This is a genomic window from Lysobacter auxotrophicus (genome assembly GCF_027924565.1).
Classification (GTDB): Bacteria; Pseudomonadota; Gammaproteobacteria; order Xanthomonadales; family Xanthomonadaceae; genus Lysobacter_J; species Lysobacter_J auxotrophicus.
The window spans coordinates 105,524-130,705 of record NZ_AP027041.1 but is presented as its reverse complement, the minus strand read 5'-3'; the positions used below and the strand labels follow the sequence as shown (position 1 = coordinate 130,705).

The following is a 25,182-nucleotide window of genomic DNA, read 5'->3' as shown; positions in this document are numbered from 1 at the left end:
GCCTCAGCGCGGGGCGCGCGCGCCGGGCGCGAGGTAATCGATGCCCTGGCTCAGCAGCAGCCGCATCACCGATGCGCGCTCGGCGACGGGTCGCGACGCCATCGCATCGATCAGCCAACCGACCGACCGGCAACGCGCGTCGTGGTCGTTGCCGTTGAGGCCGGCGAGGAATCCGTCGTTGAGCAGCGCCGCGCGAACGCCGGCGGCCTTCAGCGCCTGCGTCGCCACATTAGCGTCATAAGGTTGACGCGGGCTTTGCGCGGCGGCGAGGAAGAAACCGGTCGCGGCGTCGGCGAAGCGGACGCGGCTTTGTTGCGTGAGTTGCGAGGCGATGCGGTTGTAGCCGTCGAGACTGCGCGGAGCGTCGGGATCGAACAGCGCACACAGCGCGCGGGCGTCCTGCGGCGTCCGTGCGCTTTCGTGCACCGCCTGGAAGAGCCCGTCGACGCTCGCATCGGGAGCGCGCATCAGCAGCTCCCGACCGTCGGCGACGAGCGCACCCGGATCGAATGCATCGGGATCGAAACTCCACCCGCCGGTCTCCTGCGCGGCCGCGGGCGCGACGCTGCCGGCCAGCATCAGGGAAGCGGCGAGAGCGAGCGAAGTCCTGGTCATGTCGTGCGACGCCGTGTGCGATTGGCCGATCGTAGGGCGCGGCGGCTGAATGAGATTTCGCTGTGTAGGCGGCTTTCGGCGCCTTGTGTACGACGACTTCTAACTGTCGCTGACGTATCGGCGTTGCGATTGTTGTGGCGTACGCGATCGCACACCCGCGTGGCTCTCCTCCTGGAGGGCTGGCGTGAAAGCGTGGAACGTCCCGCCTTCGCGAGGATGATGATCAAGAGCGGGAGCGGCGGCTCTTGTAGCCCGGGTAAGCGAAGCGCACCCGGGTTGGGGCGGCGATCGCGTCCCCGGGTGCGCTGCGCTTACCCGGGCTACAAAAGCGACGCTTTGCTGTTGCGTTGCCATTGCCGTTGCTGTTGTTGCTGCTGTTGCTGTTGCTGTTGAACAGCACTTCAGGTCCCTAGCCCCAACGGGCGCCGCACATGGATGTGCGGCGGTGAGCGCTGAGCCATGGATGGCGAATCGCGAACGCGCCCTTGCTCTGTCCGGTCGTGGGATTGATTTGTCGGGGGGCTGCCCTTTCTTTTGGTTACTTTTCTTTGGGCAAGCAAAGAAAAGTGACCCGAGCGCCGCAGGCGCTCGGAAGCTTGGCGGGTGATTCTTCTTTTGATCCGCTTGCGTGAAAGCGTGAAAAGTCCCTGGATCCCCGCCTTCGCGGGGATGCCGATCAAGGGCGGGAGCGAAGCGGCAAAGCAGGAGCACGAGCAGGCAACAGCAACCATCAACATCAAGAGCAACATCAAAATGGGTTCCAGCTTTCGCTGGAATGACGGTGGGGTGGTTTGCCGCCATGAGAGTGCCCGAGCGTTACGGGCCTGGGTCCCGGCCTTCGCCGGGATGACGCGTGAGCGCGCGCCTCAACCGCGATCAGACGTCATGCTTCAGCGCGTGACACGCGACACGCGGCGCGTGAGACGGGACGCATCCCGCATCCCGCATCCCGCATACCCGCATACCCGCATACCCGATTCCCGATTCCCGATTCCCGATTCACGAATGGCGAATGGCGAATGGCGAATGTCACCTGACGTCCAACGCGTGCCCCGAACCCATCACGCCCCCCGATCCCCCGACACCTCATCCACCGCCCGCGCATCCCCCGCACTTGCCCGCGCCGCGACCACGCTGAACACCACGATCCCGATCACCACCAGCACCGCGCCTGCCAGCGCGCGGCCCTGCGGCCACGCTTCGCCGAGCCACAGCACGCCGATCAGTGTCGCGAACAGGATTTCCGCCGCCTGCATCGCCTCGGTGGCGGCGAGCGCGGTCGGGTTGTTACGCACCATGCCGGTGGCCTGGAAGAACAGCACCGTCGCGATCACGCCCGCGCCCAGCGCCACGCCGGCCGCGAAGGTCACCTGCCCCATCGGCGGCGGGCCGACCTGCGCCAGCGTGACCGCCGCGACCGCCCACCACATCGGCTGGCTGGCCAGGGTCATGCCGAACACGCGCTGCGTCGCGTTGAGTTCGACGCCGCTGCGCTCCAGGTGCAGCAGCAGGCCGCGATTGCCCAGCGGATAGGCGAACGCCGAGATCGCCACCAGCACCAGCGCGATCCAGCCGTCGCGATCGAGCGAGCCGCCGCCGTGTCCGAACTGCAGCAGCAACACGCCGGCGACCACCAGCAGGCCCGTCGCGAGCGCCGGCAACGGCACGCGGCGGCGTTCGTCGCGATAGAGGAACGGCGCGCACAGCATGCCGGCGATGACGGTGAGCTGGAACGTGCCGGCGATCAGCCACGACGGGCCGCTCGACGCGGCATAGCTCAGGCACAGATAGAACAGCACGAAGCCGATGCCGCTCCACAGCAGCCACGGGCCGGGACGCGCGCGGATCGCCCGCCACACGGGCGCGACGCCGCCCTGCCACGGCATCACCGGCAGCAACAGCGGCAGGGTGATGAGGTAACGCAGGCACGCCGTCCACGCCCAGTAGCCGCCTTCCGTCGCGGCCGCGCGATTGAGCACGTAGGTGCAGGTGAAGAAGAACGCCGACGCCAGCGCGATGGCGACCGCTGCCAGCGCCGTGCTGCGCGCCTTCACGAGCGCTTCCGCACCGGGATGCCGCTCGCCGGCACGCGCACTTCGTCGACACCGCCAACGCGGATCGGCGTGCCCGGCTGCGGACCCCATGCGTGCGCGTAGATCACTTCCCACGTCGCCGGCAGGCGACCGTCGCGACGCCAGGGCTCGTACGCCTGCGCGGCGCGCGCGAAACGCGAACGCCCGGTGAGGCTGCGTCGACGATCGTGCATGGCATTGGTCGCGCCGAGCGTGCGCAGCTCGCGCATCAGGCTTGTCAGATCGTCGTGGCCGAGCACGAACTCGTCGCGATCCAGCACGGGATTCTTGAAGCCCGCCGCGATGAGCGCATCGCCGAACTGCGCGATCGACGCGAACGGGCTCACGTGCGGCGCGTTGTCGGCCTGCGCGAACGCATCGCGCAGTTCGTGCAGCGTGTCCGGGCCGAAGGTCGACACCAGCAGCAGGCCATCGGGCTTGAGCACGCGACGGAAGCCGGCGAACACCGCCGGCAGGTCCTCGATCCATTGCAGGCACAGGTTCGAGAACAGGATGTCGACGCTCGCATCGCGCAGCGGCAGCGCGCGCGCGTCGGCGCACAGCCAGTCCGGCCGGCGCGCGACGCCGGGCAGGAACGAAGGCAGCCAGCCGCCGGCGTGTCCGCGCGCTTCGCGCAGCATCGGCTGGGCGAGGTCGATGCCGACCACGTGCGCCTTCGGCCAGCGCTTCTGCATCGCGGCGGCCGCGTGCCCGGGTCCGCAGCCGACATCGACGACGAGCTGCGGCGGCGCGCGGTTCAGCGCCGGATCGTCGAGGTAATCGAGCTGTTCCATCAGGCGCGAGGCCACTTCGCGCTGCAGCGCGGAGGCATCGTCGTAGTGGTGTGCGGCGCGCGAGAACGCGCGGCGGACCTGGCGGTGGTCGAAGGTGTCGGTCATGTCTGCATGTCTGCCTCCCCTTCACGGGAGGGCGGGTGGGGATGGTGTCGCGTCGGGCGGCGCGTGGCGAGAGCGGCGGAGGAACACACCATCCGCAGCCTCCCGAAAGCGCCTCACGCCGGCGCGGTCACCGCACGCATGAACGCGTCGATCTCGCCCGCCACTTCATCGGCCGCGCCCAGGAAGGGCGCGTGGCCCGCGTTGCCGATCACGACGCTGCGCGCGTTCGGCGTCATCGCCGCAGCCGCGGGCATCGCGCCGGCGGGAATCAGGCGGTCGCGACGCCCCGAGATCCACAGGCTCGGCACGCGCAGTTGCGGCAATTCGTCGCGCAGGTCGAGCCGGTCGAGCAGCACCAGGCCGTCCTGCAAGGCCCGCGGCGCCGGTTCGCCGCGTTCGAACGCCTGCGCCTTCAGGCTGCGCAGCTCGTCCTGCGCGTAACTGGAACCCAGGGCTTCCAGCGCGAGGAAGCCTTCCAGCGTCCCGCGGAAATCGCGTCCGAGCGCCTCGCCGAAATCGCGGAACAGGCTCGGCTTCACGCCGTGCGGCCAGCCCTCGTCGGTCACGAAGCGCGGCGAGGAGGCGATCATCACCAGGCCGCGCACTTCCTCTGGGAAATCCAGCGCGGCACGCAGCGCGAACTGTCCGCCGAGCGACCAGCCGAGCCACACGGCGTCCGGCACGCGGGCGACCAGCTGCGGCGCGAGCGCTTCGGGCGACAGCGGCGTGGCGTCGTCGCGCGCGCGGCCGTGGCCGGGCAGGTCGACGAGGTGGAGCGTGTAGCGATCCTGCAGGCGTTCGACCAGTGGCGCGAACAACCCGCCGTGCATGGCCCAGCCGTGGATCAGTGCCAGCGCGGGACCCTGCCCGCGCGTTTCGATGTACATGGGTGCAGCCGATGGGGGATGAAGGTGGAACGTGGTGCTACGCGGCGCCGTCCCGGGCGAGGTCGGCCAGCACCGCCAGTGCGTCGTCGCGGCGGTCGGCCGGCACCAGCAGGTGGTCGTGGTGGAAACCGGCGAGCACGTTGCAGGCGATGCCGCGCCGCGCCAGCGCGGAGGCGAAGGCGGCGGTCAGGCCGACCGCATCCAGCGCCGAATGCACGCCCAGCGTGAGCCAGGCGGCCCGGAAATCGTAAGGCAGGCCGCGCGCGTCGGCGACCTCGCACGGCAGCACGTAGGTGATGCCCTCGTCCTCGTTGACCATGGCGAGCGCGTGCGCGGCGAGCGCCGGATCGGGCGCCGGACGCGCGACGAAGGCGAACTCGCCCGCGCGCGCCGTGACGTTCAGCGTGGCGAGCAGGCGCGCGAGGTCGCGCTCGCCGCTCATCGCGCCAGCACGGCCTCGCGCCGCGCGGTTTCGACCAGGCCCAGGCGGATGCGTTCGCGCGCCTTGGCCATCGCATCGACGAGGCCGTCGACGTCGGCCACGCCGTGCAGCGCCGAGAGCGTCACGCGCAGGCGCGCGCGGCCCTCGGGCACGGTCGGCGGGCGGATCGCGGCGACCCAGTAGCCGGCCTGTTCCAGCCCGGCGGCCATCGACAGCGCGGTGTCGTCGTCGCCGCAGATCACCGGCTGGATCGCCGTCTGCGAATCCATCAGCTCCAGCCCGGCGCGATTGGCGCGGTCGCGGAAGCGGCCGACGAGTTCGTCGAGCTTGCTGCGGCGCCAGTGTTCCGAACGCGCGAGCTTCACGGCCGCCAGCGACGCCGCGGCCTGGGCCGGCGGCAGCGCGGTGGTGTAGATGTAGGAGCGCGCGGTTTCGGACAGGTGCTGGATGAGGTCGGCATCGCCGGCGACGACCGCACCGTATCCGCCGAGCGCCTTGCCGAGCGTTGCCAACTGCAGCGGCACATCGGCGACGCCGAGCTTGTTCGCCGCGACGCTGCCGCGTCCGTCTGGCCCGACCACGCCGATGCCGTGCGCGTCGTCCACGTAGAGCAGCGCCTTCTGCACGCGCGCGACCAGCGCCAGTTCGCGCAGCGGCGCGATGTCGCCGTCCATGCTGAACACGCCGTCGGTGGCGAGCATCGCCGCACCCTCCGGCATGCTGCGCAGCTGGCGGATCGCGCCTTCGGCGTCGGCATGCGGATAGCGGCGCAGGCGGCAGCCCGCCAGTCGCGCGGCGTCGATGAGGCTGGCGTGGTTGAGGCGGTCCTGGACGCAGACGTCCTCGTCGCCGAGCAGCGCCTGCACGACGGCGAGGTTCGCCAGGTACCCGCTGCCGAACAGCAGCGCGCGCGGCGCGCCGAGCCAGTCGGCGACCTCGCGCTCCAGCGCGTCGTGGATCTGGTGATGCCCGCAGACCAGGTGCGAGCCGACGCCGCCGGCGCCTTCGCGCGACGCGGCGTCCTGCAGCGCGCCGACGACGGCGAAATGCTGCGACAGGCCGAGGTAGTCGTTGCCGCAGAAATTCAGCAGGGAGCGGCCGTCGACCAGGCAGCGGGCGCCGTCGCGATGGGCGACGGTGCGGCGCACGCGTACCCGCGAAGTCGCCTCGCGCTGCACGCGCGCGGCGTCGACGCGATCACGCCAGCCCGGGCGGCTCATGGCTGCACCGGCAGGCCATCACGCAGCGCAGTGGTGCGCCGCTTCGACGATGTCGGCATGGACGGTCTCCCCTTGTTCGACCACGGGCATCGGACGCAAGCCCAGTCGGTCGAACAATGCCATATCGCGCTCGGTGTCGGGATTACCGGTCGTCAGCAATTTCTCGCCGTAGAAGATGGAATTCGCACCCGCGAGGAAGCACAGCGCCTGCAACTCGTCGCTCATCGATTCGCGACCGGCCGAAAGGCGCACCATCGACCGCGGCATCAGGATCCGCGCAACTGCGACGGTGCGCACAAATTCGAAGGGGTCCAGCAGCTCGGTGCCGGCCAGCGGCGTGCCTTCGACCTGCACCAGCCGGTTGATCGGCACCGAATCCGGATGCGCCGGCAGGTTCGCCAGCGTCTGCAGCAGGCCGGCGCGCTGGTCGCGGCGCTCGCCCATGCCGACGATGCCGCCGCAGCAGGTCTTCATGCCGGCATCGCGCACGTGCGACAGCGTGTCCAGGCGGTCCTGCATCTCGCGCGTGTGGATGATCTCGTTGTAGAACTCCGGCGCGGTGTCCAGGTTGTGGTTGTAGTAGTCCAGGCCGGCGTCCTTCAGCGCGCGCGCCTGGTCCGCCGAGAGCATGCCGAGGGTGGCGCAGGTCTCCAGGCCCAGCGATTTCACCTCGGAAATCATGGCGGCGACCTTCGGAATATCCCGATCCTTCGGCGAGCGCCACGCCGCGCCCATGCAGAAGCGGCTGGCGCCAGCGGCCTTCGCCTGGCGGGCCTTCTCGAGCACCGCTTCGGTGTTCATCAGCTTGGTCGCCTCCACGCCCGTGTGGTAGCGCGCGGCCTGCGGGCAGTAGCCGCAGTCTTCCGGGCAGCCGCCGGTCTTGATCGACAGCAGCGTGCTGACCTGCACCTCGGCCGGGTCGAAGTGGGCGCGATGCACGGTGGCCGCGCGATGCAGCAGTTCCGGGAACGGCAGGTCGAACAGCGCGCGGACCTCGGTGCGGGACCAGTCGTGGCGCGGTTCGGCCGACTCGACGACCGGCAACGGGCTGATGGCAGGCATGGGGGAATTCCGATGTTTTCGGCAAGACAGGCCGGGCAGTCTGGAAACCATGCCCCACCCTGTCAACCAAACTGCGGCGCACGGAGTTTACGAGTGGTCGTCGCGGCTACTCGATCGCCTCCTGCCGTCGCGGTGCCTCGTCTGCGACGAACGTGGGAGCAACGGTCGCGTTCTGTGTGCCTACTGCCACGAGTCGCTGCCGTGGCTCGCGGCGGCGTGCTCGCGATGCGCCCTGCCGCTGGGCACGGGCAGCGGCCCCTGCGGCGATTGCCTGCGTCGCCCACCACCGCAGCACGCCACGCGATCGCCATTCCTCTACCGGACGCCGCTGGACCGCCTGCTTCCGCGCGCCAAGTTCCATGGCGACCTGGCCGGGCTGCGCCTGCTTTCCGGGCTGATGGGCGACGGCCTCGTCGACGCGGACCGCCCGCTGGCCCTGGTTCCCATCCCGCTGCATCGCGACCGTCTGCGGCGGCGCGGCTATGATCAGGCGCTGGAACTGGCCCGGCCGCTGGCGCGGCGGCTCGGCGTCCCGCTTCGGGACGATTTGCTGCGGCGCGTGCGCGCGACGGCCGCGCAGTCGCGACTCGACGCAGGCGCACGCCGCCGCAACCTGCGCGGCGCCTTCGAAGTGTGCGCGGGCCCCCCGCTGCCAGCCCACGTCGCGCTCGTGGACGACGTGATGACGACCGGGGCGACCGCGCGATCGGCCGCAACCGCCCTGCTCCGCGCCGGCGTCGCGCGCGTGGACGTGTGGGTCTGCGCGCGCGTGCCATGACGGTGCGTTCGCCGATACGCCTTCAGCCCGTCACCCCCCCTTCACCCGGTGACGACTTTTGCGCGCTCACGCTGCGGCGGAACAGGACCCCGGTAGCCGACCTCAATGGTCAAGGAGCTCGTCATGAACGCAGGCGTGTTGCGGACGGTAGGGCGCAGTTGGTGGGTGCTGGTGCTGTACGGCGTGATCGGCGTGCTGTTCGGGATCGCCGCGTTCCTCTGGCCGGCGAAGACAGCGGTGGCGATCGCCTGGGCGTTCGGCGTCATGGCCATCGCCGAGGGCGTGCTCAGCCTGCTGGCGCTGTTCGACAGGAACGTCTCGGTATCGAAAGGCTGGCTTGCGCTGTATGCGCTGGCGTCGCTGGTGTTCGGCGTGCTGGCGGTGAGCAACCCCGTCGCCACGGCCGGCGTGCTGCTGCTGATCCTCGCCGCGTGGCTGCTGGTCGCCGGCATCTACCGCATCGTGCTGGCGATCCGCATCCGCAAGGCGATCACCGGCGAATGGATGATCGCGCTGAGCGGCGTGCTCGCCATCGTGCTGGCGGTGATGTTCCTGATGCGTCCTGCCGCGGGGCTGGTGACGGTGGCGCTGTGGATCGGCGTGGCCGCGCTGTTCTATGGCGTGTTGCAGATCATCGCCGGCATGCGCCTGCGCAAGCTCGCCGACACCCTCTGACCCTACGCCGCCGGCCCGCGCAGCGCCAAGTCGGCGGCGATGCCGGCGAAGATCGCCAGCCCCACCCAGTGGTTGTGCAGGAACGCACGGAAGCATGCCGCGCGCTCGCGCGTGCGAGCGATGGCGAACTCGTAGACCACCAGCGCGGCGGCGATGGCCACGCCGAGCCAGTAGTACATGCCCATCGTCGCGCGCTGGCCGACGAACACCAGCGCCAGGAAGAACAGCGCGTACAGCACGCCCTGTGCGATCAGGTCCATGTCGCCGAACAGGATCGCCGTCGACTTGCTGCCCATGCGCACGTCGTCCTCGCGATCGACCATCGCGTACCAGGTGTCGTACGCGGTCGACCAGACGATGTTGGCCGCATACAGCAGCCAGGCCACCGCCGGCACTTCGCCCTGCACGGCCGCGAATCCCATCGGGATGCCCCAGCCGAACGCAAGGCCCAGATATACCTGCGGCAGGTGCGTGTAACGCTTGAGGTACGGGTAGCTCGCCGCCAGCGCGACACCGACGAAGCTCATCAGCACCGTGAGGCGGTTCAACGTGAGCACCAGCCCGAAGGCCACCAGCATCAGCACCGCGAACAGCGCCAGCGCCTCGCGGCCGCGCACGGCACCGGTGGCGAGCGGGCGGTCCTTGGTGCGCTCGACGTGCGGGTCGAGCCAGCGGTCGGCGTAGTCGTTGATCACGCAGCCGGCCGAGCGGGTGAGCCACACGCCGGCACTGAACACGAACAGCGTCCACAGCGGCGGCACGCCGCCGGCCGCGATCCACAACCCCCACCACGTCGGCCACAGCAGCAGCAGCCAGCCGATCGGGCGGTCGCCGCGCACCAGTTGCCAGTACAGCGCCAGTCGCGTTTTCCACGGCGAGGCCGCGGGGGTTTGGAAGCGTTCGTAGCTCATTTCGGGGGAAATCGGGAAGAAGTTGGACGCGATGCGGTGCGATCGGCGACATCGCCGCACGCGCCGGGAAGCCGCTTCGCAGCACGCCGCCGCGCTTTGCCGCTAGAATGCCAGCCCCGCACGGTGCGACGTGATCGCTCGATCAGGCCGTATCGCGGGACATCCAGGCGCCCGTAGCTCAGCCGGATAGAGTAGTGGCTTCCGAAGCCATTGGTCGGGGGTTCGAATCCCTCCGGGCGCGCCATCTTACGCACCGCGCCGTCGTGTATGCATTCTCATAAGGTTTGTCGCCAACGACAGACTTAGAAGGAATTCGCCCGATCGCTGTCGTCGGCTTCGGCTGAGACATGGGCCACGAGCGACCAGTTCTATCGGCACCCGCGCTCAATCGACCCTACGGAAGGTGCGGCAGCTAGCGTCAATGACTCGCCCGATCCAGTCCGACTGGCGCCGCAATGCGCGGTCCCTGAAGACCGCGAAGCGACGCATACCGCTCGAACTGCTGGTATCGCTGGGGACATAGGATGCGCGGAACCGGCGCCCTCAAAAGTCAACCTGAATGCACCAAAAACAGCTAATAATCGTTGGCGGCGACGAAGGTCGACTGCGGTGTGCGGGGCTAACCCGGTTGGCACGTGGGCGAAACCTGTCGCCGACCGTGCCGATGCTGGGGTTGCTTGGGCAGAAACGGCTTGACCGTTGCGCGGAGCAACCGCGCGATTACGCGCTATCGTCTGTCGCCGCCGGGCTTGCCTAGGCACGCACCTGCGAGGCGATTCTGTCCCTATACTCGTAGGTCGCATCCTCAAGGCGGTGCCCCTTGGGCACGCCGGCGCCGTATCGGTGTTCGAAGACATAGCGCGCGTCGTCATCGTGTCCGGGCTCGCCTTCCAGGTGATAGATGGGGGCGGGCGCCACGGACGCGGCAGACGCCGTGGCAGCGGGCTCAGGTGCCAGGGGCGCGGGAGCCTGGCTGACTGGGGCGGATCCGGCCGCCGCTGCAAGGACGGCGGGCGTGGGGCCGTCGCTGGCAGGCGCGGCGGCATCGCGTCCGCCGCAGCCCCGCAATCAGGAGAACCAAAAGAAGCGACAGTCGGGGTTTCATCAGGCACCCTCCAGGGCTTTGGTATCTGCGTTGCTGGTGCGCCAAATCACCGGCCAGTCATCGGGCAGCACACCGCCGCACCGGTCCAGGCGAGCGCTCCAACCAAGCCGGAACCGCTGGCCGTCATAGCGCCACTGGCTCAGCTCGCCGCAATCGCCCAAGTCACGTCCCTTGGCAAGACTGGTCAGTGTTCCGCTGGCGAAAATAGGATCGACGAGCAGCGCCGTGGCGGCGCCCGCCTCGCCATCGATGCCGGGCGGGCCGGGAAATTCGACCAGCGCTGGCGCCGACTGCATGGCGCGGTCCACGCTGAGCATTAGGAAGCTGCTCTGATAGGCGCCGCCCAGACAGCGCAGCGCTACCAGTGCGCGGGTGGCGTCCAGCGCGAATACCTGATCGCCGACGGACTCCGGATCGGGTGGATCGCAATCGTCGGTGCCGGCCCCCGTCGCCGCCTGCGCCAGCAGCTTGTCGCCTTGCCGCCTTGTGTACGCCGCCAGGGCCGCCCCTGTGCGGCATCGATCGGCGGTCCGGTGAGTGCGGCCGGCGGCAGCTTGGACGCAACGGCCGCGGCGGGCAGTGGCCTTGTGTCCGTGCCCTTCGCGACCCAGGCATCGGGTGTAGCTGCGGCGGATTCTGCTCACGTGGCGTATACCTCAACGGTTAGCTCGAGCGAAAGCTGTGCCCTCCTTGGGGCAGCATGTTTCGCGCGGCACGCGGCGCATTGATCTTGATGTTTTGGCTGATGGCCGGTGGCATGCTGCTGGCCGGCGGGGAGCCGCCGCTAGGCGTTCTGCTCGCACTCGCCGGAATAACGTTGCCGCTCGTCACGGCCAATCGTGCACTGGACAATGCGCGTAAGCGCCAAGGAAAGGCGAACGACTTCACCACCACTTGGGAAGACGTGGACAACTTGAGCTCGCGCGACGTTGTTGTGCACGTTGTCTCGCTGCTGATCGGTGTCGGCATGATTGTGGCTGCCGTTACGCTTTCAAGCGCGGGCACTTAGAACTCTTTTGCCGAGCAGTTTTCGACGGAGTCCCGGGAGCAGCTTGAGCGCGGCGCTGGGGTGGTCGCCAGTCTTTAACCGAACGTCCGCTTTTGGCCGATAGCGGACGCTCGGCGGGGACGCCCGGCGTTCGGGCTGCTAATGTCCGCTTTCGACCCAACGCGGTCATTGCGTCAACGCAATGGAGCGCGAAGTGCGGAACCGTACGCGTGGCGATGTACTCTTCGGTCGATCTCTGAAGGAGGCGTGCCATGCCAACTTGGTCAAGTTGGGTACCCTGGGCGCTATTGTCCGCTTGCTTTGCTGCACTGACGGCAGTCCTAGCAAAACTAGGGGTTCGGGACGTGGACTCCAACCTGGCTACGGCAATTCGCACGATCATCGTAGTTCTTCTGCTGGTGCCCGCCGTCGTGGCCACAGGTCGATGGTCCAATCCGTTCTCATTGCCGCCACGCACACTTGCATTCCTCGCACTGTCGGCTGCGGCGACGGGCGCGTCATGGCTGTGCTACTTCCGCGCCTTGCAACTCGGCGACGTGACCAAGGTCGCGCTCGTGGATAAAACCAGTGTGGTACTCGTGATCTTGTTCGCATTCGTATTTCTCGGCGAGCGCCCATCGGTAAGGGACTGGATCGCGATTGCACTAGTGCTTCTGGGGATTGGAATGCTGGTGCTCAAGAGATGAGCGCTTCGCTTCGCACACATACGGATGAACTCTATGCGCGTGCTTGTCATTGAAGACAACCTAAGTGTTGTCACAAATCTGTTCGAGTACTTCGAAGCGCGTGGCTACACCATGGATGCGGCACCGGATGGCATTACGGGCCTGCACTTGGCCACAAACCAAGAGTTCGACGTTGTTCTGTTGGACTGGATGCTGCCCCGTATGGATGGCCCTGAGGTGCTTGGCCGCCTCCGAGAGGTGGGGCGCGATACGCCTGTGATAATGCTGACCGCCAAAGACGAGCTGCCCGACAAGATCGCCGGCTTTCGAGCAGGGGCCGACGATTACGTGACTAAGCCGTTTCAGCTGCCAGAGCTTGAGGTCCGCATCGAGGCGCTGGTCGCGCGGGCGAAGGGTCGCGGCAGATTGACTCTCTTACGGGTGGCAGACCTAACGTACGACGTAAGTAAGCTTGAAGCTGAGCGCGGGGGGCGCATCCTCGCGCTGTATCCGGCTTCGCGAAAGCTGCTGGAGGTTCTCATGCGTGCCAGTCCCGCAACTGTTCCCCGTGAACGTCTTGAACACGCGGTATGGGGCGATGAGCCGCCCGATGGCAATATGCTGCGCTCCCACATCTACGAATTGCGGCAAAGCGTTGATGGTCCGTTTCCGACGAAGCTGATTCAGACAGTTTCGCGTGTCGGCTACCGAATCGCAGAGCCGCATTCGGAGGATTTGGAACGCGGCCTGGAGAACTGACCGTATCGGCCTTGTGGGACATCACTGGCTTGGCGCCTAACGTCTGCTTGTGGCCGATAGCAGACGTTCGGCCGGGATGGCGGGCAGCCGTGCTGCTAATGTCCGCTTTCGACCCGAAGCGGACATTAGGCGGGATGAGTGATGGCGGCGTATCGAGAAGGACATATGCAAGAGCACGGGGCATGGCCGCTAATCAACTACGGGGACATCTTCTGGGTTGCCGCAGACGAGTCGATTGGTTTGATCTCAGGATCCCCGCATCCGCACGTCGTGATCCAGAACGACGTCCTCAACCACTCCAGGATTGCTACCGTGGTGGTTTGCTCGCTTAGCTCCAACCTCAAGCGGGCGTCCGAGCCTGGGGTTGTTCTGTTGGATGCAGGAGAAGGTGGGCTCGAACGGCAGAGCGTCGTGATCGCGTCCCAGGTCTCAAGCATCGACAAGGGTCGTCTTGGCGAACGTATAGGCTCACTTGCCAGCCACCGAGTGGACCAAGTAGTTGCTGCACTACGGTTTCTGCAGGCGTCTCATTTCCGTGGTCGGTGAACAACGACGCGCTTCTGGCCGATAGCGACGTTCGGCCGGGACGTCCGACAGCCGGGCTGCTAATGTCCGCTTTCGACCCATAGCGGACGTTCGGTGGGCCATGCCCGAGAAGACGGCGACCAGCATTGAGCGGCTGCATTGGGCATTCGCTGGAGGCATCGCCTTTCTTGTAGTTGCTCTCATCGGATACTGGCTTGGATTTCGAGGCAAGGGGCGTGCCTTTGACTCGACGACGACTTGGGCCGATCTCCTGGAAGCCGCGCCAAGTTTCTTCGTGCTCTCAGTCCTTGTTGGTGGCTGCGTCTACTTCTGGCTCGGCCGTCGTCGCTAACTGGAGCCCCGAATGTCTCCTCTTGGCCGATAGTGGACATTGGACTAGGAAGGTTTAACCGAGCGGCGGCGTCCCAGCGCCATTGTCCGGCCCGGGCCTGTCCGGCCTGAACGGCGGGTCGCGTTCAGGTAGGACGCCCAGCAAAGGAGGCTGCCATGTCTGCGTTCCGCGCGTTGCCCGTCGTGTTCGCCTTCGCCATTGCGACAGGCGGTTGCACTTGGAACACGAAAGAGAAGCCCGTCGATGTCGCCGCCGACCTTCCGTCCGTCACATTCGTTATCGCCGCCGTCCAGCGCGCCATTGACCAGACAGCGGTGGATCCGAACTGGCAGGGCGATTCGACCTTCAAGCAGGTGAAGGACAACTGCGACAAGGATGAAGCACTGGCAAAGAACACCTGCGTAGCTCTCAAGACCAATGCGGTCAAAGAATGCCGCCGGGACAAAAGCGGCGCCGCCGACGCGATCTGTACCGATCGTCTGGTTACGGCGGCCGCGAAGTGCGAGAAGGCGTCGCAGACTGAGAACTGCAAGTACGTCGAGCAGATGAAACCACCCGCGATCAACAATGCAATGCTGCAGTTCACGGCCGCACGATCGGCGGAAGTCTCAGGCGGCGCTTCCTTGAAGCTGATCTCGGCGGAGCTGTCGCGCAAGCTTGGCCGCGGATCGTCCTACGAGATCGTCCTAGCGCCGATGCCGAAGCCTCCCGGCATGCGGCTCATGGATACCGCTGAGCAGCCTTACGACCTTCAGGAGCTGACCAACGCCATCTTATCGGCGCTGTCGACCGCCTACCCCACCTGCGATCCTTCGACGCCGTGTGCGTCGCTGCTAGGCCTCAAGAGCGCCAAGTACACCTTCGAGATCACCTACGAGAAGAAGACGTCCGGTGGCTTCGAGTGGTCGATCTCGCCAATCAAGATCACCGAGGGCAAGTTCGGCGTCAGCAAGGAATCGAAGCTTGGGAACATCATCACCCTTGAGCTCGGCCGTTGACGCGCCCTCAGCCGGCTCCGCGGCTCCCTGGCTGACCGTTGGCTGATGTCCCGTCTCGGTGCTACACGGGTTGCTCTAGCCGCCGTGTGTGCGTTCAACCATAGATTGGCCTCCATCTGAGACATAGTTTGGCCGCTCGCGGTGGCGCCGCCCCCCGATATGCGATTGAAAATTCCCGTGTCGGGGGGGTCGATTGTCTCCCCGGGCCACCATTTTCGGCGGAACAAAGCCGCTTGAAAGGTAGGCTCTGCAAGGCGTTGCCCTGCGAGGCCTTACGCTTTATGGGCTATCGCCCGGCCCCGGTGTTGCGCCAGCACGACCCGCCCGGGTGCGCATTAGGTGCGGCCTAGCTGACCGCTACCCTGCCGCGTCGTCGTCGCTGGCGGGCGCTGCATCGTCGCCGCGCAGGGCTTCGAATTCGGCCACAAGTGCATCGTACCCCTCGATGCGTCTCTGCAAGGCAGGGCGCGGGCCTGTTTCGCTGTCGCCGCGATTGTGCAGCGCATTGGGCTCCGCAAACAGGCTGGCGGTTCGGTCGCAGAGCGTTTGCAGCTTCTCCGGGGTCAGTGCTTCGCCACGCTCTAGCTTTGTGCGGGCAATCTAATGTACCCCGAGGCTAGGGCTTGAAGACGAACGTCGGGCGAGCGTGCGCCCTTAGCAATTCGTAGATCGTCACGGTCTTAACCTTGCCGATCTTTAGTGCCGCGTCGGGAATCGGCACTTCCTTTTTCTTTTCGGGCTGCGACAACTCCTGCGTCACAACGATATGCCCATAGGCGCGTGCGTATGCGAGCAGGAAGGCGTCAGCCCTCTTGCCTTCGGCGAAGCGCGCGAGCGCAGCGGGCTGATAGTGCTTGTCGGCGGCGGCCCAAGTCATGCAGTGGGAGTACTCCCTCATAACGGCCGCGTCGCCCACGTCGTCGAGAAAGAACCCATTGGGCATTTCCTCGGCCCAAGTGCGCGCCTCGTCGCCCTTCTTGCCTTCGAGGAGCTCCGCGCGGACCTTGCCGATGCTGTAGATCACGCCCTTGTCGAAGCCCTCATGCACCCAATCCCAAAACCCCTCGCAGAAGGCGAAGTGATAGTGGAAGTTCTTGCCCTGAATGAAGACATTGGAATCGATGATGTACTTGTTAGTCATGTTCGGCACGCCCCTTTGCCAACGCCACGACCGTATCAGGCTTGACGTTCAATAGACTCGCGGCGTCACGGAGCAACGTCTGCCCACTCATCGCGCTCGCCACAATCGTCCTCGTGAACTTCTTGCTGTTTCTAATCGGAATAGTCACGAGGGCGGTCGGCTTGCCGCTGGACTTAACCCGCTGCGTGTTGGCCGCGATCTCGTCATAAAAGGCTTGATCCACAAGCTTGCTGTCGAACGCGCGGCGCGCGATGACGAGCTTGCTTACTCGGAAATACTTGGCGAGCTTCTCGACGTCTTGCGGCCCCGCCCATCGCTCCAAGAAGGCATTCACAGGAACTAGCACGTTCGCCGCAACGCGGTTGCATAGCCGCTCTGTCGGATTGCCGAATCGGCTTGGCGTCACGTCGGAAACACCGGTTACGCCGAGCCAGATGTGAGCTAACTCGTGCATGAGCGTAAAGACGGCTGCCACTTCGGCATCGCGACCATTGATGAATACCAACGGCACCAGCTTGTGCGCGACTGCAAAGCCTCGAAACTCCTTTTCGGATATCGGTCGGCGGGTATTGGATTTGACGTAGCTGGTCTTAAACACCAGCACGCCCTTGGCCTCGGCCTTCGCGCTCAGCGCGGAGAAATAGGTGGCTGCATCGGGACTCTTACGGCGATCGTCGTCGGTAATGCCAAGCTCGCGGCGCATATCCGCAGCAATGTCGTCAGCGTTTCGCTTCGCATCGGCGGCAAAGCGACCAACGAACGGAAGCTCGCCGGCTCCCGCTTCTGTCAGGTGCTCGATCAACCAACTCTGCTTCGCAAACACGTCTTCGAGCGTTTCATAGAAATCTTCGCTCAGCGGCTGCGCGTCTTGGACTTGGCGCAGATCGGGAATGCTCGGGCGCGTGATTTCGGGCGGCTCGGCAAGGAACAGGTAGCCGAAAGGAATGCGCGCCTTCTTCGCAAGCTTCTCAGCCTGCGGCACGGTCAGCCGACCTTCGGCGATGCGCTCGCGGTCCTTCTCGCGCTTGGCCACGCTCTCGGCGAACGAATGGAGGGTCTGGCCAGCCCTTTCGGCAGCCCAATCAAGCACGTCGCGGGAGAGTTCCAGCGCCTCCACGTTTGCCCGTCTATCGCCCCTTATGAAACGGCTCATTAGACCATACCCTCCCTGTCTTACGGACTGAGAAGATGGTGGGCTAGTGCCGCCGCGCCCATTTGACGTTCACGCTGCCGGGCTGGGCGGGCTACGGTGACTTCTGGAACGTCCGCTTCTGGCCGATAGCGGCATAGGAGCAGAGGCGAAACGTGCGACATGACGCGCAGGGGGGGCGGTATGGAAGATCGAACAAAGCGTCTGATCAGGTGCTTGGCCACCGGCTTCCTCGGCGCGCTTTGCGGCCTGTTTGTCGGGTGCGTCCTGGGGTGGCGAGTGTACGCCTGCCTGGGCCTCATCGTGGCGAATATTGAAGCCGGGCAGGCACTGGGAATGGGCATGTTCGTCGCTTCGTTGGCGCTGGTAATCGGAGCCATCCCAGCACTTACGTATGGTGCGGTGGCGTATGCCTTCCTCCTGTATTTTCGTCGCGCGAGCTACGTGGCCGTGATGATCGTGGGAGCGCTGCCCGGGTTTGTGTTCGCGATCGCAGACCAGGTTTCGTACGAAATGCTGATCTTCGGACCGCTCATAGCCATTTCCACGCACTTCGTGGTCAAGCACGCTCTGCGCAAGCGCGAGCAGGCGCCGAACGACATGCCGGCCGTGCCTGCTTCCCGTCGCGAGTGACCGCTTCGGGTAGGTATCGGGCGTTGCGACACAGTCACTACGCGGTGCTAATGTCCGCTTTCGACCCAAAGCCGACATGAGGGGAAGGCGAATGCGGGTAAAAGGATTTGTGATCCTGCTGGCGGCTTGTCTGCCGATGATCGGCACGGCAGCCACGATTGAAAAGCCGATCTACGGGAAGTTCGGCGGGATCCCGCTCGACGAAAGCCCAATCATTTCCCACATGCTGTTCGGCACGCTGCCAGACGGCAGTCCGACACCTGCCAGGATCGACGAGCACACGGTTCGCGTCGTTCTGTCGAATGTTCTGGGGACTGGCCTGTTCGGCGTGGAGGATGTTGATTGCAGCAAGGGGACGAAGCTGACCGTTGGCATTGGAGAGTGGGGAAACATCGGGCCCTCTCCGGTGGTGGAGAAACCATTCAAGCTGCGGAAGATGCACCCGAAAGCCGTTGAAACGTATCGCGAAGCTTGCTCGGTAGCGGGCGTCTCGCCCGACTGGTGATGATGGGAGCCCGCTGATTTCGGCCGTGCTAATGCCCGCTTTCGCCCGAAGCGAACGTGATCAACTCACAGCTGGCTCACCGAGGCATGCGCGCCTTCATCTTTTGCAGCATGTCTACCCGGTTTTCCTCATCCGATACGGCCCATTGCTGCTGCGGGATCGTGATGTCCCCCCGCTCACGCGACCGGCCTTCCTTGGCGGCCAGACCGCTCCGGATCGCCTGCATCCCGTGCAGGGCCATCCAACGTCGATCGTAGGCGGGCGGGTTGGCGCGGTCCCAATTCACGGCGCGATTCATCTGTGTCCACACGACGTCCATATGCTGGGGCGCATAGTCTGAGAAGCCCTTGTTGAATGCCTGCACCAGCTCCAGCAGACCAGTCTTTGCTGTTTCATCCAGCAGGATGGAACTGTCGTTAACCGCGCGAACCCGTGCAAGGACATACCAGTAGGTAGCTTCTTCCGGCTGGTCGTCCGCGTAGAGAGCCTTGGAGATCTCGAAGAGAACCGGGGGGGCATAGTGGTTGGGACGCGCGATGGCCTGTTGCAGGGCCTTGTCGCGAACGCCTTCATCCGAGGACCTTAACAGTTGCAGCATGCCCTTCGTGGCCTGCGTGTTGATCTCCGCGAACTCGTCCTGCGATTCCACATACACGATCTTTCCAAGCGGTTGTCGCGATGGAGGCTCCTCCCCATACGCGTTGATGCTTATTGCCAGCAGCAGCGCGATTCCGACGACACAACCTCGATCCATTCCCATGCCCCGTCCCTGCCGTGTGTTCCCGCGGATCAGGCCGCATGCTGGGCAAAATTTCAAGTGGTCGAGAGGAAGGAGGCCGCGTCGCATGAGCTTTCAGAATGACAGCAGAATCCGCTTCTGGCCGTTAGCGGACATTGGGCCGGGCAAGCCCTCCTCGGCGGTGCTAATGTCCGCTTCCGACTTATATGGGCCACTCAAGGCATCCGCGAATGTCAGACATGCCTTTCCTCACGCCTCACTTCTGGCTGCTTCTAGTTCTCTATCCCGGCGTGGCCGGGGCACTCTACTTCCATATCAAACTGAAGAGGCTTGCGTTCGCTGCGAGACTTGGGGAGCTGTTAGCAGCGTTTACCGGCGAGCATGTCGGGAGCCGAGGCTTCTGATCTGCCTGTACGGCCCAACGCTGGTGCACGTCGACTTGAAGTTCGTGAAGTCTTCGGACTTGACACGTCTCGTCGAACGCCCAGCGGTGCTTTTCGCACGCGATTCGGGGCAGCTCGAATCGATCCTCGAAGCGGCAGCCATCGAGTGGCCCAACGCGCCGCCCGAGTGGTTCGAGCAAAGAGCGTGGATCTGGCTGCACTACGGAGCGGCAAAGCTGGCGCGCGGCGAAGTGTTCGAGGCGCTGGGAATGCTGGCGTTTTTTCGGGATCAGGTGCTTGGACCGATGCTGCATCGTCGGGCAGGGCGCCCGCAACGTGGCGTTCGCAGGATCGAGATGCTCGGCGGGTCCGCCATGGGGCGGCTCGCAGGAACCATCGCAACCTTCGATGCAGAATCCGTGCGTGCTGCATTTCTCAAAGCAATCGACATGTACCTTGATCTGCGCGCGGATGAGCCACCGCCTCAGCCGGTTGCGACCATGCCTGCAGCCATTCGGAACTACCTAGCGAAAACGTGATCGTTTCTGCTACGAAAGGCTGGGCCACTTGAGGTGGCCCAGCTTCTTCGGTCTCACTTCTTAGCGGACATGTCGTGAGGTGGGCGCTATAGCGCGGGGTATTCGTGTGCTTCAGATCGAGGCGTAGGCACGCCGATCAACCGGCGAATCACCGCTGCTGGTCGATAGCGGACATTCATAGGCGGAGCGCCGACAGACCAGCGCAAGAATCCAGCCAGACGCCGCGGAGATCGCGCTATGCGTGTGCCTTGGCGCGGGGCTTCAGTCGGAAGCTGATCCCCAAGCGGTTGATCGCATTCATCGCCGCAACAGTCAGCGTCAGATCCACGAAGTCCTTTTCGGAGAACGCCGCTGCGGCCGCAGCGTACGCCGCGTCAGAGGCGTGCGTCTCGCTTACGCGCGTGACTTCTTCGGCCCACGCCAAGGCTGCCCGCTCCTGCTCCGAGAACAGGTACTCAGCCTCGTGCCAGACTGGAACAAGGACGACGGTGTCCACCGACATCCCTTCCTTGATGAGATCGCGAGTATGGATGTCGATGCAATGGGCACACCCGTTCAGCTGGGAGACCCGCAAGAACACCAAGTGAATCAATTTGGCCGGCAGGGCTGTGCCCGTCGTGACGAAGTGGTGGAGGGCCCCGATTGCCTTGGCACCCTCGGGGGAAACCGTAAACCAATTAGCGCGTTTCATTGTCGAAGTCCGTGTTGAGGAGGTGCTGAGCTGCCGTTTGACAGCCCATCAATCCTGTGGACGCCTAGACGTCGCAGTTCGTGACAGGCTGGCAGATCAGCGGTGCGCGAGCAGACTTCGGGTCTTGGTTGTCCGTGGAACTTCATGAATCGGCGGCGCCCAGAGTGCCTCCGCCGGGTCATCTGGCGGTGCCTCAGATGGGGCTAGTGGATATCCTTCAGAACGCTGTACGTCAGCTCTGCAAACCCGGTACCAACCTGCGTTGCCGAGATCAGGGCTAGGCCGGGGCTGAGGAGTCGTCGCGGGAACAACGGTTTCCCGGATCCGAGGGTCGCCGAGCCGATTTGTACGGTGATCTCGTCCAGCAATCCGGCGTCATGAAATTGCGCGGCGAGGCCACCGCCGCCCATAACCCACACATTCTTGCCGTTGGCAGCCGCGAGCATTTGAGTATGAACCACGCGCACGTCGCCATTGGCGAACGTCACGTTGGCACCTTCAATCGTGGGCAGGGTGCGGCTGGTGAAGACCCAGGTCGGTTGGGTGTATGGCCATGCCGATCCAGTCGCTTCGGAGACGCTGCCTGCATTGCGCAGGATCCATTCGTAAGTCGATGATCCCATCGCGATCGCACCGACGCCCTGGATGAAAGACGGATAGCTGGTCTCGTTGATGTCGCCTAGCGGAAACAACCATTCCAGTGAATCGTCTTCAGTGGCAAGAAAACCATCGAGGCTCGACGACGTGTAGTACTGCGTTTTCAAAGCAGCGTCCTCCTTGGGAAAGGATGTGGAACCTAGGAGCCTGTCGTCTCACGGCATGAGACCCAGGTCCGCCTCTGGCCATAGCGGACCAGCCCCTTGGACGTGCCCTTCAACGGCTATGTTTCCCGGCGAGCGACCCAGCCCCGAAAGGTGAACGCTGCGTAGAACAGTTCGGGCGGCGTGAAACCTGCACGCTCCAGCAGCGATTCCTCCTGCGCCGGTGAAAGCAGGGGTAGCCGCCTGCCGATCCCTTCCGCGGCGCGCCGCGCGTCGGCATACGCGACGCCGGAGGCTGCCGCGAACGAAGCATAGCGGCCCAGCCAGCGCGTTCTTTCCTCGGGCTCCTGCGCAATGCTGTGGTGCGCCACGACGAGTGGAGCACCTGGCTTGAGCCGCTCGCGAAGTTGCCGCAATGCATGAAGGCGTTCCTCGAGGGTGAGAAAGTGCAGGGTAAGCAGGCAGGTTGCGCCGTCGAAGGGGCCTGCAGGCGCGGCATCGATCTCCCCGTGTATGAATTCCACGCGTGACGCGAGTGGGCCAAGCGTGTTCTCCGCCAGTGCCAGCATCGGCGCGTATGGGTCCACGCCCACGAATCGCCATCCCGGCCGCGCGTTCGCAAAGGCCCTCAATTCGAGCCCGCCACCGGCGCCGAGCACCAGGATGCGGCCGTCGTCCGGAGCGTGTTCGGCAAGCAGCAGGTGGGCCATCCGATGCAGGGCATGCAAACCGGGAACCTGCCGCACCGGGCCCTGCGCGTAACGCGCGACGGCGGTGGCGTCGTGGAAGGAAGACATGAGCGGATCTCGCGAGTTGACCGTCCGCCCATTATGTAACACCATTTGTTACATGAAACGCGACAGCCGGCTATCAGCCGTTCTCCACGCATTGCTGCACATGAACGAACACGGCGCGCCGATGACCTCCGAAGCCCTGGCGCAATGCCTCGGGACGAACCCGGTTGTCGTCAGACGCACCATGGGCCTGCTGCGCGAGGCGGGCCTGGTCGCCGCCGAGCGCGGGCATTCCGGCGGCTGGCGCATCGTGGCCGACCTGTCTTCCGTCAGCCTGCGCCAGTTGCACGAAGCGCTGGGCGAGCCTGCCCTGTTCGCCATCGGCAATCGCAACGAGCATCCCCAATGCCGCGTCGAACAGGCGGTCAACGCCGCGCTCGACGATGCCTTCGAACAGGCCGAATCACTGCTGCTGCAGAAGTTCGAGTCCATCTCGCTTGCCGACCTGGCCGCCGGCTTCGCGCGCAGGCGCAAGTGCTGAGGAACGCTGTATGAAGTACGACGTCATCGTCATCGGCGGGAGTTACTCGGGCATGGCGGCGGCGCTGCAGTTGTTACGCGCCCGACGAAGCGTGCTGATCGTCGATGCAGGCAGGCGGCGCAACCGCGCGGCGGCGCATTCGCACGGATTCCTTGCGCAGGACGGTGCCGACCCGGCCGACATCGCCCGCGTGGCGAGGAAGCAGCTGGAGGCGTATGCGACGTTGAGCTGGCGCGACGGCGAGGCGGTGAGCGCGACGGGCGAGAAGGACGCTTTCGAAGTAGTGCTGGACGATCGCAGCCAGCATTACGCGCGACGGCTCCTATTGGCCACGGGCGTCTCGGACACGCTTCCCAACATCCCCGGGTTACAAGACCGGTGGGGACGCAGCGTGTTCCATTGCCCTTACTGCCACGGATACGAACTGCAACTCGGGCAGATCGGCGTCATCGCCACCGGACCGATGTCGATCCACCAGGCGCAGATGCTGCCGGAATGGGGCAGGGTGACCTTCTTCCTCAATGGCGCGCTGGAACTGGATGCGGCCGCCGCGAAGGACTTGGCTGGCCGCGGCGTTTGCGTCGAGGCCACCTCGATCGCGAGCATAGAAGGTCACGCCGATGTCGTGCTGGCGGACGGCCGACAACTTCCGTTTGCAGGCTTGTTCACTGCGCCGCGAAACGCGCCGTCCTCGCTGATTGCCCAAGTTGTCGGCTGTGATCTGATTGAAACGCCATTCGGAACGCAGATCGGCACGATCGACTCGAAGGAAACCAGCGTCCGTGGCGTATACGCGTGCGGCGATGCGGCGCGATCCCCGCACTCGGTATCGCTTGCCGTCGGCGACGGCGCATGGGCCGGCGCGCAGCTGCATCGATCGCTGATCCTGCCAGCGCTGTGAAGCGAGACGTTCCGCGACCTACCTAGTCGGGAAGCGGTCGATGCTAATGTCCGCTTTCGACCCAAAGCGGACATCTCCACAGTCATGGAGCGACACGTAGCACGAACTGTGGCCCTTCTGATTGCGTTGATGACGCCCTATCTCGTCAAGGCGGCGACGCGTTGCGATGTTCAGTCCGACGCACGGCAGCGGGAGGTTGTTGCTGATGCGCTGAAGAGGTCTTCTGACCTTTGCAGCGTCGGAGCGGACTGCGATACCAGCGCCCATCTCGGGGAGGACGGATGGACAGTCTGGGTGATCCCGGTCAAGGGGCGACTTGCCTATGTGGTGGGAGCAGGTCACTACGTCGTATACAACTGCTCCGGCGAGTTCGAACGGATTATTCCGGGTCTTTGACGCAGCACCCGAATGTCCGCTCCTGGCCGATAGCGGACACTCGTGAATTGGCCCTGCGGCACCTCTGTCCAATGTTCTGGACGACGCCGTCCAAACGCTCCGGTTTGGCTATCGGCGCCCGAACCGGTAGGTGCAACTCAGATGGGGCGTCAAATGCCGGGTCGCATCAAAGGGCACATGCCCCGCTCAAGCTTCGGATAGTCCTCGCGTTCGCCCAGTGCGGTCTCGACAAACAGCGCGATGGCGTTGCCCTCCCGCGCAGCCATCGCTTCGGCCGATTCGCCGTTCTGCCCATTTCGCCACACCGTCCACATCGCACCCAGATCGCCATCGATCCGCACGACCGCCGTATGAAACTCGTCTTCGTCGCCGCCAAAGACCAGCGCGGGACAGACGATGACGCCGCGCCCGGGAACGGAGGGCAACGCGGTGTGCTTGCGATCGCGGAGGCAGTTCCCGGGCCCGCGAGGATCATCGAGCCGCAGCCGGGCCAGATCGATCAGCTTGAAGCGACCGGGAGGCAGTGCGCGTCGAATGACGCCGAGCGAGTCGTCGCACACGGACCGTGCCCACTTGCGTGACAACCGGGGGCACAGCCGACCTCGGTGGCTATCGAAGTCGCTCGCGCCGTAGCTGTGCACCGTGACCGAGACCAGGTCGAGCGCGAGCGGGCGCCCATGGTCGCGAGTCTCTTGAAGTAGAGCAGTGCTTCGCTGGGCCGCGTGCCTCGCATCGGCTTTCCGATTGAGCGAGAAGGACATCCCTCCGGCCGCATGATCTAAAGCGACAAACGGCAGGACAAGCGTATGCCGCGCAACGGCAACATGGACGTCGGTCGCAAGCAGTTGCAGATCCGGTGACCGATCCTCGGGAGGGCCTCCGCAGCCCACCGCGAGCGCAGCGATGCAGAGCAGAAGCGTGGGCATAGGTCGCGGCGTTGCGAATGACATTGTGGCGATCTCTCGGGGCACATGACCAGAAGCGTGGGACGCGCGCGCGATGTCAGCGTGGCGGGACTGTGAAGTGGGCGTGTGGTGGCCGGTCCGACCGAGGGGCCTCCGCGCGCGGCCGCTGTTGGGGCGGGGGGGGCGAGC

Annotated in this window: 30 protein-coding genes and 1 tRNA gene; 15 read left to right on the top strand and 16 right to left on the bottom strand. The window is 65.3% G+C overall.

Going from position 1 to position 25,182, the window contains the following annotated elements; genetic code table 11:
• Positions 1 to 3: 3 nt before the first annotated feature.
• The 7 genes from LA521A_RS00635 to bioB form a co-directional block, all read right to left on the bottom strand.
• The gene (locus LA521A_RS00635; RefSeq protein ID WP_281780474.1) at positions 4 to 615 is read right to left on the bottom strand and encodes a hypothetical protein; all 612 of its coding nucleotides are present in this window, start codon (positions 613 to 615) and stop codon (positions 4 to 6) included.
• A 1,061-nt stretch (positions 616 to 1,676) separates the two neighbouring features.
• A complete protein-coding gene (locus tag LA521A_RS00630; protein WP_281780473.1) occupies positions 1,677 to 2,669 on the bottom strand; it encodes a multidrug resistance efflux transporter family protein in 993 nt (330 codons plus the stop codon).
• Positions 2,666 to 3,586, bottom strand: coding sequence for a malonyl-ACP O-methyltransferase BioC (bioC, locus tag LA521A_RS00625; protein WP_281780472.1), 921 nt, complete (start codon positions 3,584 to 3,586; stop codon positions 2,666 to 2,668). The genes LA521A_RS00630 and bioC overlap by 4 nt, the downstream gene beginning before the upstream one ends.
• A gap of 113 nt (positions 3,587 to 3,699) precedes the next feature.
• On the bottom strand, positions 3,700 to 4,473 hold the full coding sequence (bioH, locus tag LA521A_RS00620) for a pimeloyl-ACP methyl ester esterase BioH (RefSeq protein WP_281780471.1): 774 nt from the start codon (positions 4,471 to 4,473) through the stop codon (positions 3,700 to 3,702).
• 37 nt (positions 4,474 to 4,510) lie between these two features.
• Complete coding sequence (locus tag LA521A_RS00615) at positions 4,511 to 4,915, bottom strand: ACT domain-containing protein (RefSeq protein ID WP_281780470.1); 405 nt, start codon at positions 4,913 to 4,915, stop codon at positions 4,511 to 4,513.
• The gene (bioF, locus tag LA521A_RS00610; protein ID WP_281780469.1) at positions 4,912 to 6,135 is read right to left on the bottom strand and encodes an 8-amino-7-oxononanoate synthase; all 1,224 of its coding nucleotides are present in this window, start codon (positions 6,133 to 6,135) and stop codon (positions 4,912 to 4,914) included. The genes LA521A_RS00615 and bioF overlap by 4 nt, the downstream gene beginning before the upstream one ends.
• 18 nt (positions 6,136 to 6,153) lie before the next feature.
• On the bottom strand, positions 6,154 to 7,197 hold the full coding sequence (bioB, locus tag LA521A_RS00605; RefSeq protein WP_281780468.1) for a biotin synthase BioB: 1,044 nt from the start codon (positions 7,195 to 7,197) through the stop codon (positions 6,154 to 6,156).
• 49 nt (positions 7,198 to 7,246) lie between these two features.
• Here bioB and LA521A_RS00600 point away from each other — a divergent pair, with 49 nt between their 5' ends.
• Positions 7,247 to 7,975 (top strand): ComF family protein, encoded by a 729-nt coding sequence (locus LA521A_RS00600; RefSeq protein ID WP_281780467.1) that lies wholly within the window; start codon positions 7,247 to 7,249, stop codon positions 7,973 to 7,975.
• Between the two features lie 123 nt (positions 7,976 to 8,098).
• Positions 8,099 to 8,650 carry an HdeD family acid-resistance protein gene (locus LA521A_RS00595; RefSeq protein WP_281780466.1) on the top strand — a complete coding sequence of 184 codons (552 nt, stop codon included), beginning with the start codon at positions 8,099 to 8,101 and terminating at the stop codon, positions 8,648 to 8,650.
• Between the two features lie 2 nt (positions 8,651 to 8,652).
• Here the strand turns inward: LA521A_RS00595 and ubiA are convergent, their stop codons facing one another.
• Positions 8,653 to 9,561: a 4-hydroxybenzoate octaprenyltransferase gene (gene ubiA, locus LA521A_RS00590; RefSeq protein WP_281780465.1), complete on the bottom strand. Its 909-nt coding sequence runs from the start codon at positions 9,559 to 9,561 to the stop codon at positions 8,653 to 8,655.
• Positions 9,562 to 9,728: 167 nt separating this feature from the next.
• Between ubiA and LA521A_RS00585 the strand changes: the two genes are divergently transcribed.
• Positions 9,729 to 9,805, top strand: a tRNA-Arg gene (locus LA521A_RS00585).
• 860 nt (positions 9,806 to 10,665) lie between these two features.
• Here the strand turns inward: LA521A_RS00585 and LA521A_RS00580 are convergent.
• A complete protein-coding gene (locus tag LA521A_RS00580; RefSeq protein WP_281780464.1) occupies positions 10,666 to 11,310 on the bottom strand; it encodes a DUF1176 domain-containing protein in 645 nt (214 codons plus the stop codon).
• 56 nt (positions 11,311 to 11,366) lie between these two features.
• On the opposite strand from LA521A_RS00580, the gene LA521A_RS00575 reads away from it, so the two are divergent.
• From LA521A_RS00575 to LA521A_RS00555, 6 genes are all read left to right on the top strand, one after another.
• The gene (locus LA521A_RS00575; protein ID WP_281780463.1) at positions 11,367 to 11,675 is read left to right on the top strand and encodes a hypothetical protein; all 309 of its coding nucleotides are present in this window, start codon (positions 11,367 to 11,369) and stop codon (positions 11,673 to 11,675) included.
• 251 nt (positions 11,676 to 11,926) lie between these two features.
• On the top strand, positions 11,927 to 12,361 hold the full coding sequence (locus LA521A_RS00570) for an EamA family transporter (protein WP_281780462.1): 435 nt from the start codon (positions 11,927 to 11,929) through the stop codon (positions 12,359 to 12,361).
• Positions 12,362 to 12,394: 33 nt separating this feature from the next.
• Positions 12,395 to 13,099 carry a response regulator transcription factor gene (locus LA521A_RS00565; RefSeq protein ID WP_281780461.1) on the top strand — a complete coding sequence of 235 codons (705 nt, stop codon included), beginning with the start codon at positions 12,395 to 12,397 and terminating at the stop codon, positions 13,097 to 13,099.
• 141 nt (positions 13,100 to 13,240) lie between these two features.
• Positions 13,241 to 13,645, top strand: coding sequence for a type II toxin-antitoxin system PemK/MazF family toxin (locus LA521A_RS18965; protein ID WP_425494544.1), 405 nt, complete (start codon positions 13,241 to 13,243; stop codon positions 13,643 to 13,645).
• A gap of 100 nt (positions 13,646 to 13,745) precedes the next feature.
• Positions 13,746 to 13,976: a hypothetical protein gene (locus LA521A_RS00560; RefSeq protein ID WP_253335840.1), complete on the top strand. Its 231-nt coding sequence runs from the start codon at positions 13,746 to 13,748 to the stop codon at positions 13,974 to 13,976.
• A gap of 155 nt (positions 13,977 to 14,131) precedes the next feature.
• On the top strand, positions 14,132 to 14,974 hold the full coding sequence (locus tag LA521A_RS00555) for a hypothetical protein (RefSeq protein WP_281780460.1): 843 nt from the start codon (positions 14,132 to 14,134) through the stop codon (positions 14,972 to 14,974).
• Between the two features lie 616 nt (positions 14,975 to 15,590).
• Here the strand turns inward: LA521A_RS00555 and LA521A_RS00550 are convergent.
• Both LA521A_RS00550 and LA521A_RS00545 read right to left on the bottom strand, forming a co-directional pair.
• Positions 15,591 to 16,115 carry a DUF4411 family protein gene (locus LA521A_RS00550; protein ID WP_281780459.1) on the bottom strand — a complete coding sequence of 175 codons (525 nt, stop codon included), beginning with the start codon at positions 16,113 to 16,115 and terminating at the stop codon, positions 15,591 to 15,593.
• A complete protein-coding gene (locus LA521A_RS00545) occupies positions 16,108 to 17,232 on the bottom strand; it encodes an ImmA/IrrE family metallo-endopeptidase (RefSeq protein ID WP_281780458.1) in 1,125 nt (374 codons plus the stop codon). Before LA521A_RS00545 ends, LA521A_RS00550 begins: the two co-directional genes overlap by 8 nt.
• Before the next feature lie 249 nt (positions 17,233 to 17,481).
• Between LA521A_RS00545 and LA521A_RS00540 the strand changes: the two genes are divergently transcribed.
• Together LA521A_RS00540 and LA521A_RS00535 are read left to right on the top strand one after the other, a co-directional pair.
• A complete protein-coding gene (locus LA521A_RS00540) occupies positions 17,482 to 17,898 on the top strand; it encodes a hypothetical protein (RefSeq protein WP_281780457.1) in 417 nt (138 codons plus the stop codon).
• A gap of 109 nt (positions 17,899 to 18,007) precedes the next feature.
• Positions 18,008 to 18,403, top strand: a complete 396-nt coding sequence (locus tag LA521A_RS00535; protein WP_281780456.1) for a hypothetical protein — start codon at positions 18,008 to 18,010, stop codon at positions 18,401 to 18,403.
• Positions 18,404 to 18,479: 76 nt separating this feature from the next.
• Here the strand turns inward: LA521A_RS00535 and LA521A_RS00530 are convergent, their stop codons facing one another.
• Complete coding sequence (locus tag LA521A_RS00530; RefSeq protein WP_147298614.1) at positions 18,480 to 19,163, bottom strand: hypothetical protein; 684 nt, start codon at positions 19,161 to 19,163, stop codon at positions 18,480 to 18,482.
• A 418-nt stretch (positions 19,164 to 19,581) separates the two neighbouring features.
• Here LA521A_RS00530 and LA521A_RS00525 point away from each other — a divergent pair, with 418 nt between their 5' ends.
• Positions 19,582 to 20,064 (top strand): hypothetical protein, encoded by a 483-nt coding sequence (locus LA521A_RS00525; protein WP_147298615.1) that lies wholly within the window; start codon positions 19,582 to 19,584, stop codon positions 20,062 to 20,064.
• 235 nt (positions 20,065 to 20,299) lie between these two features.
• Here the strand turns inward: LA521A_RS00525 and LA521A_RS00520 are convergent, their stop codons facing one another.
• The 3 genes from LA521A_RS00520 to LA521A_RS00510 form a co-directional block, all read right to left on the bottom strand.
• Complete coding sequence (locus LA521A_RS00520) at positions 20,300 to 20,755, bottom strand: carboxymuconolactone decarboxylase family protein (protein WP_115842271.1); 456 nt, start codon at positions 20,753 to 20,755, stop codon at positions 20,300 to 20,302.
• Between the two features lie 203 nt (positions 20,756 to 20,958).
• Positions 20,959 to 21,519: a dihydrofolate reductase family protein gene (locus tag LA521A_RS00515; RefSeq protein WP_115842272.1), complete on the bottom strand. Its 561-nt coding sequence runs from the start codon at positions 21,517 to 21,519 to the stop codon at positions 20,959 to 20,961.
• Between the two features lie 116 nt (positions 21,520 to 21,635).
• Positions 21,636 to 22,313 (bottom strand): class I SAM-dependent methyltransferase, encoded by a 678-nt coding sequence (locus LA521A_RS00510; protein ID WP_115842273.1) that lies wholly within the window; start codon positions 22,311 to 22,313, stop codon positions 21,636 to 21,638.
• Between the two features lie 52 nt (positions 22,314 to 22,365).
• Between LA521A_RS00510 and LA521A_RS00505 the strand changes: the two genes are divergently transcribed.
• The 3 genes from LA521A_RS00505 to LA521A_RS00495 all read left to right on the top strand — a co-directional run bounded on the left by LA521A_RS00505 (position 22,366) and on the right by LA521A_RS00495 (position 24,088).
• Positions 22,366 to 22,791, top strand: a complete 426-nt coding sequence (locus tag LA521A_RS00505; protein ID WP_115842274.1) for an Rrf2 family transcriptional regulator — start codon at positions 22,366 to 22,368, stop codon at positions 22,789 to 22,791.
• A gap of 10 nt (positions 22,792 to 22,801) precedes the next feature.
• The gene (locus tag LA521A_RS00500; RefSeq protein ID WP_115842275.1) at positions 22,802 to 23,692 is read left to right on the top strand and encodes an NAD(P)/FAD-dependent oxidoreductase; all 891 of its coding nucleotides are present in this window, start codon (positions 22,802 to 22,804) and stop codon (positions 23,690 to 23,692) included.
• Positions 23,693 to 23,821: 129 nt separating this feature from the next.
• The gene (locus LA521A_RS00495; RefSeq protein WP_281780455.1) at positions 23,822 to 24,088 is read left to right on the top strand and encodes a hypothetical protein; all 267 of its coding nucleotides are present in this window, start codon (positions 23,822 to 23,824) and stop codon (positions 24,086 to 24,088) included.
• Positions 24,089 to 24,237: 149 nt separating this feature from the next.
• On the opposite strand, the gene LA521A_RS00490 is transcribed toward LA521A_RS00495, so the two are convergent.
• Entirely contained in the window at positions 24,238 to 25,014 is a 777-nt protein-coding gene (locus LA521A_RS00490; protein WP_253335841.1) for a hypothetical protein, read from the bottom strand.
• Between the last annotated feature and the right edge of the window lie 168 nt (positions 25,015 to 25,182).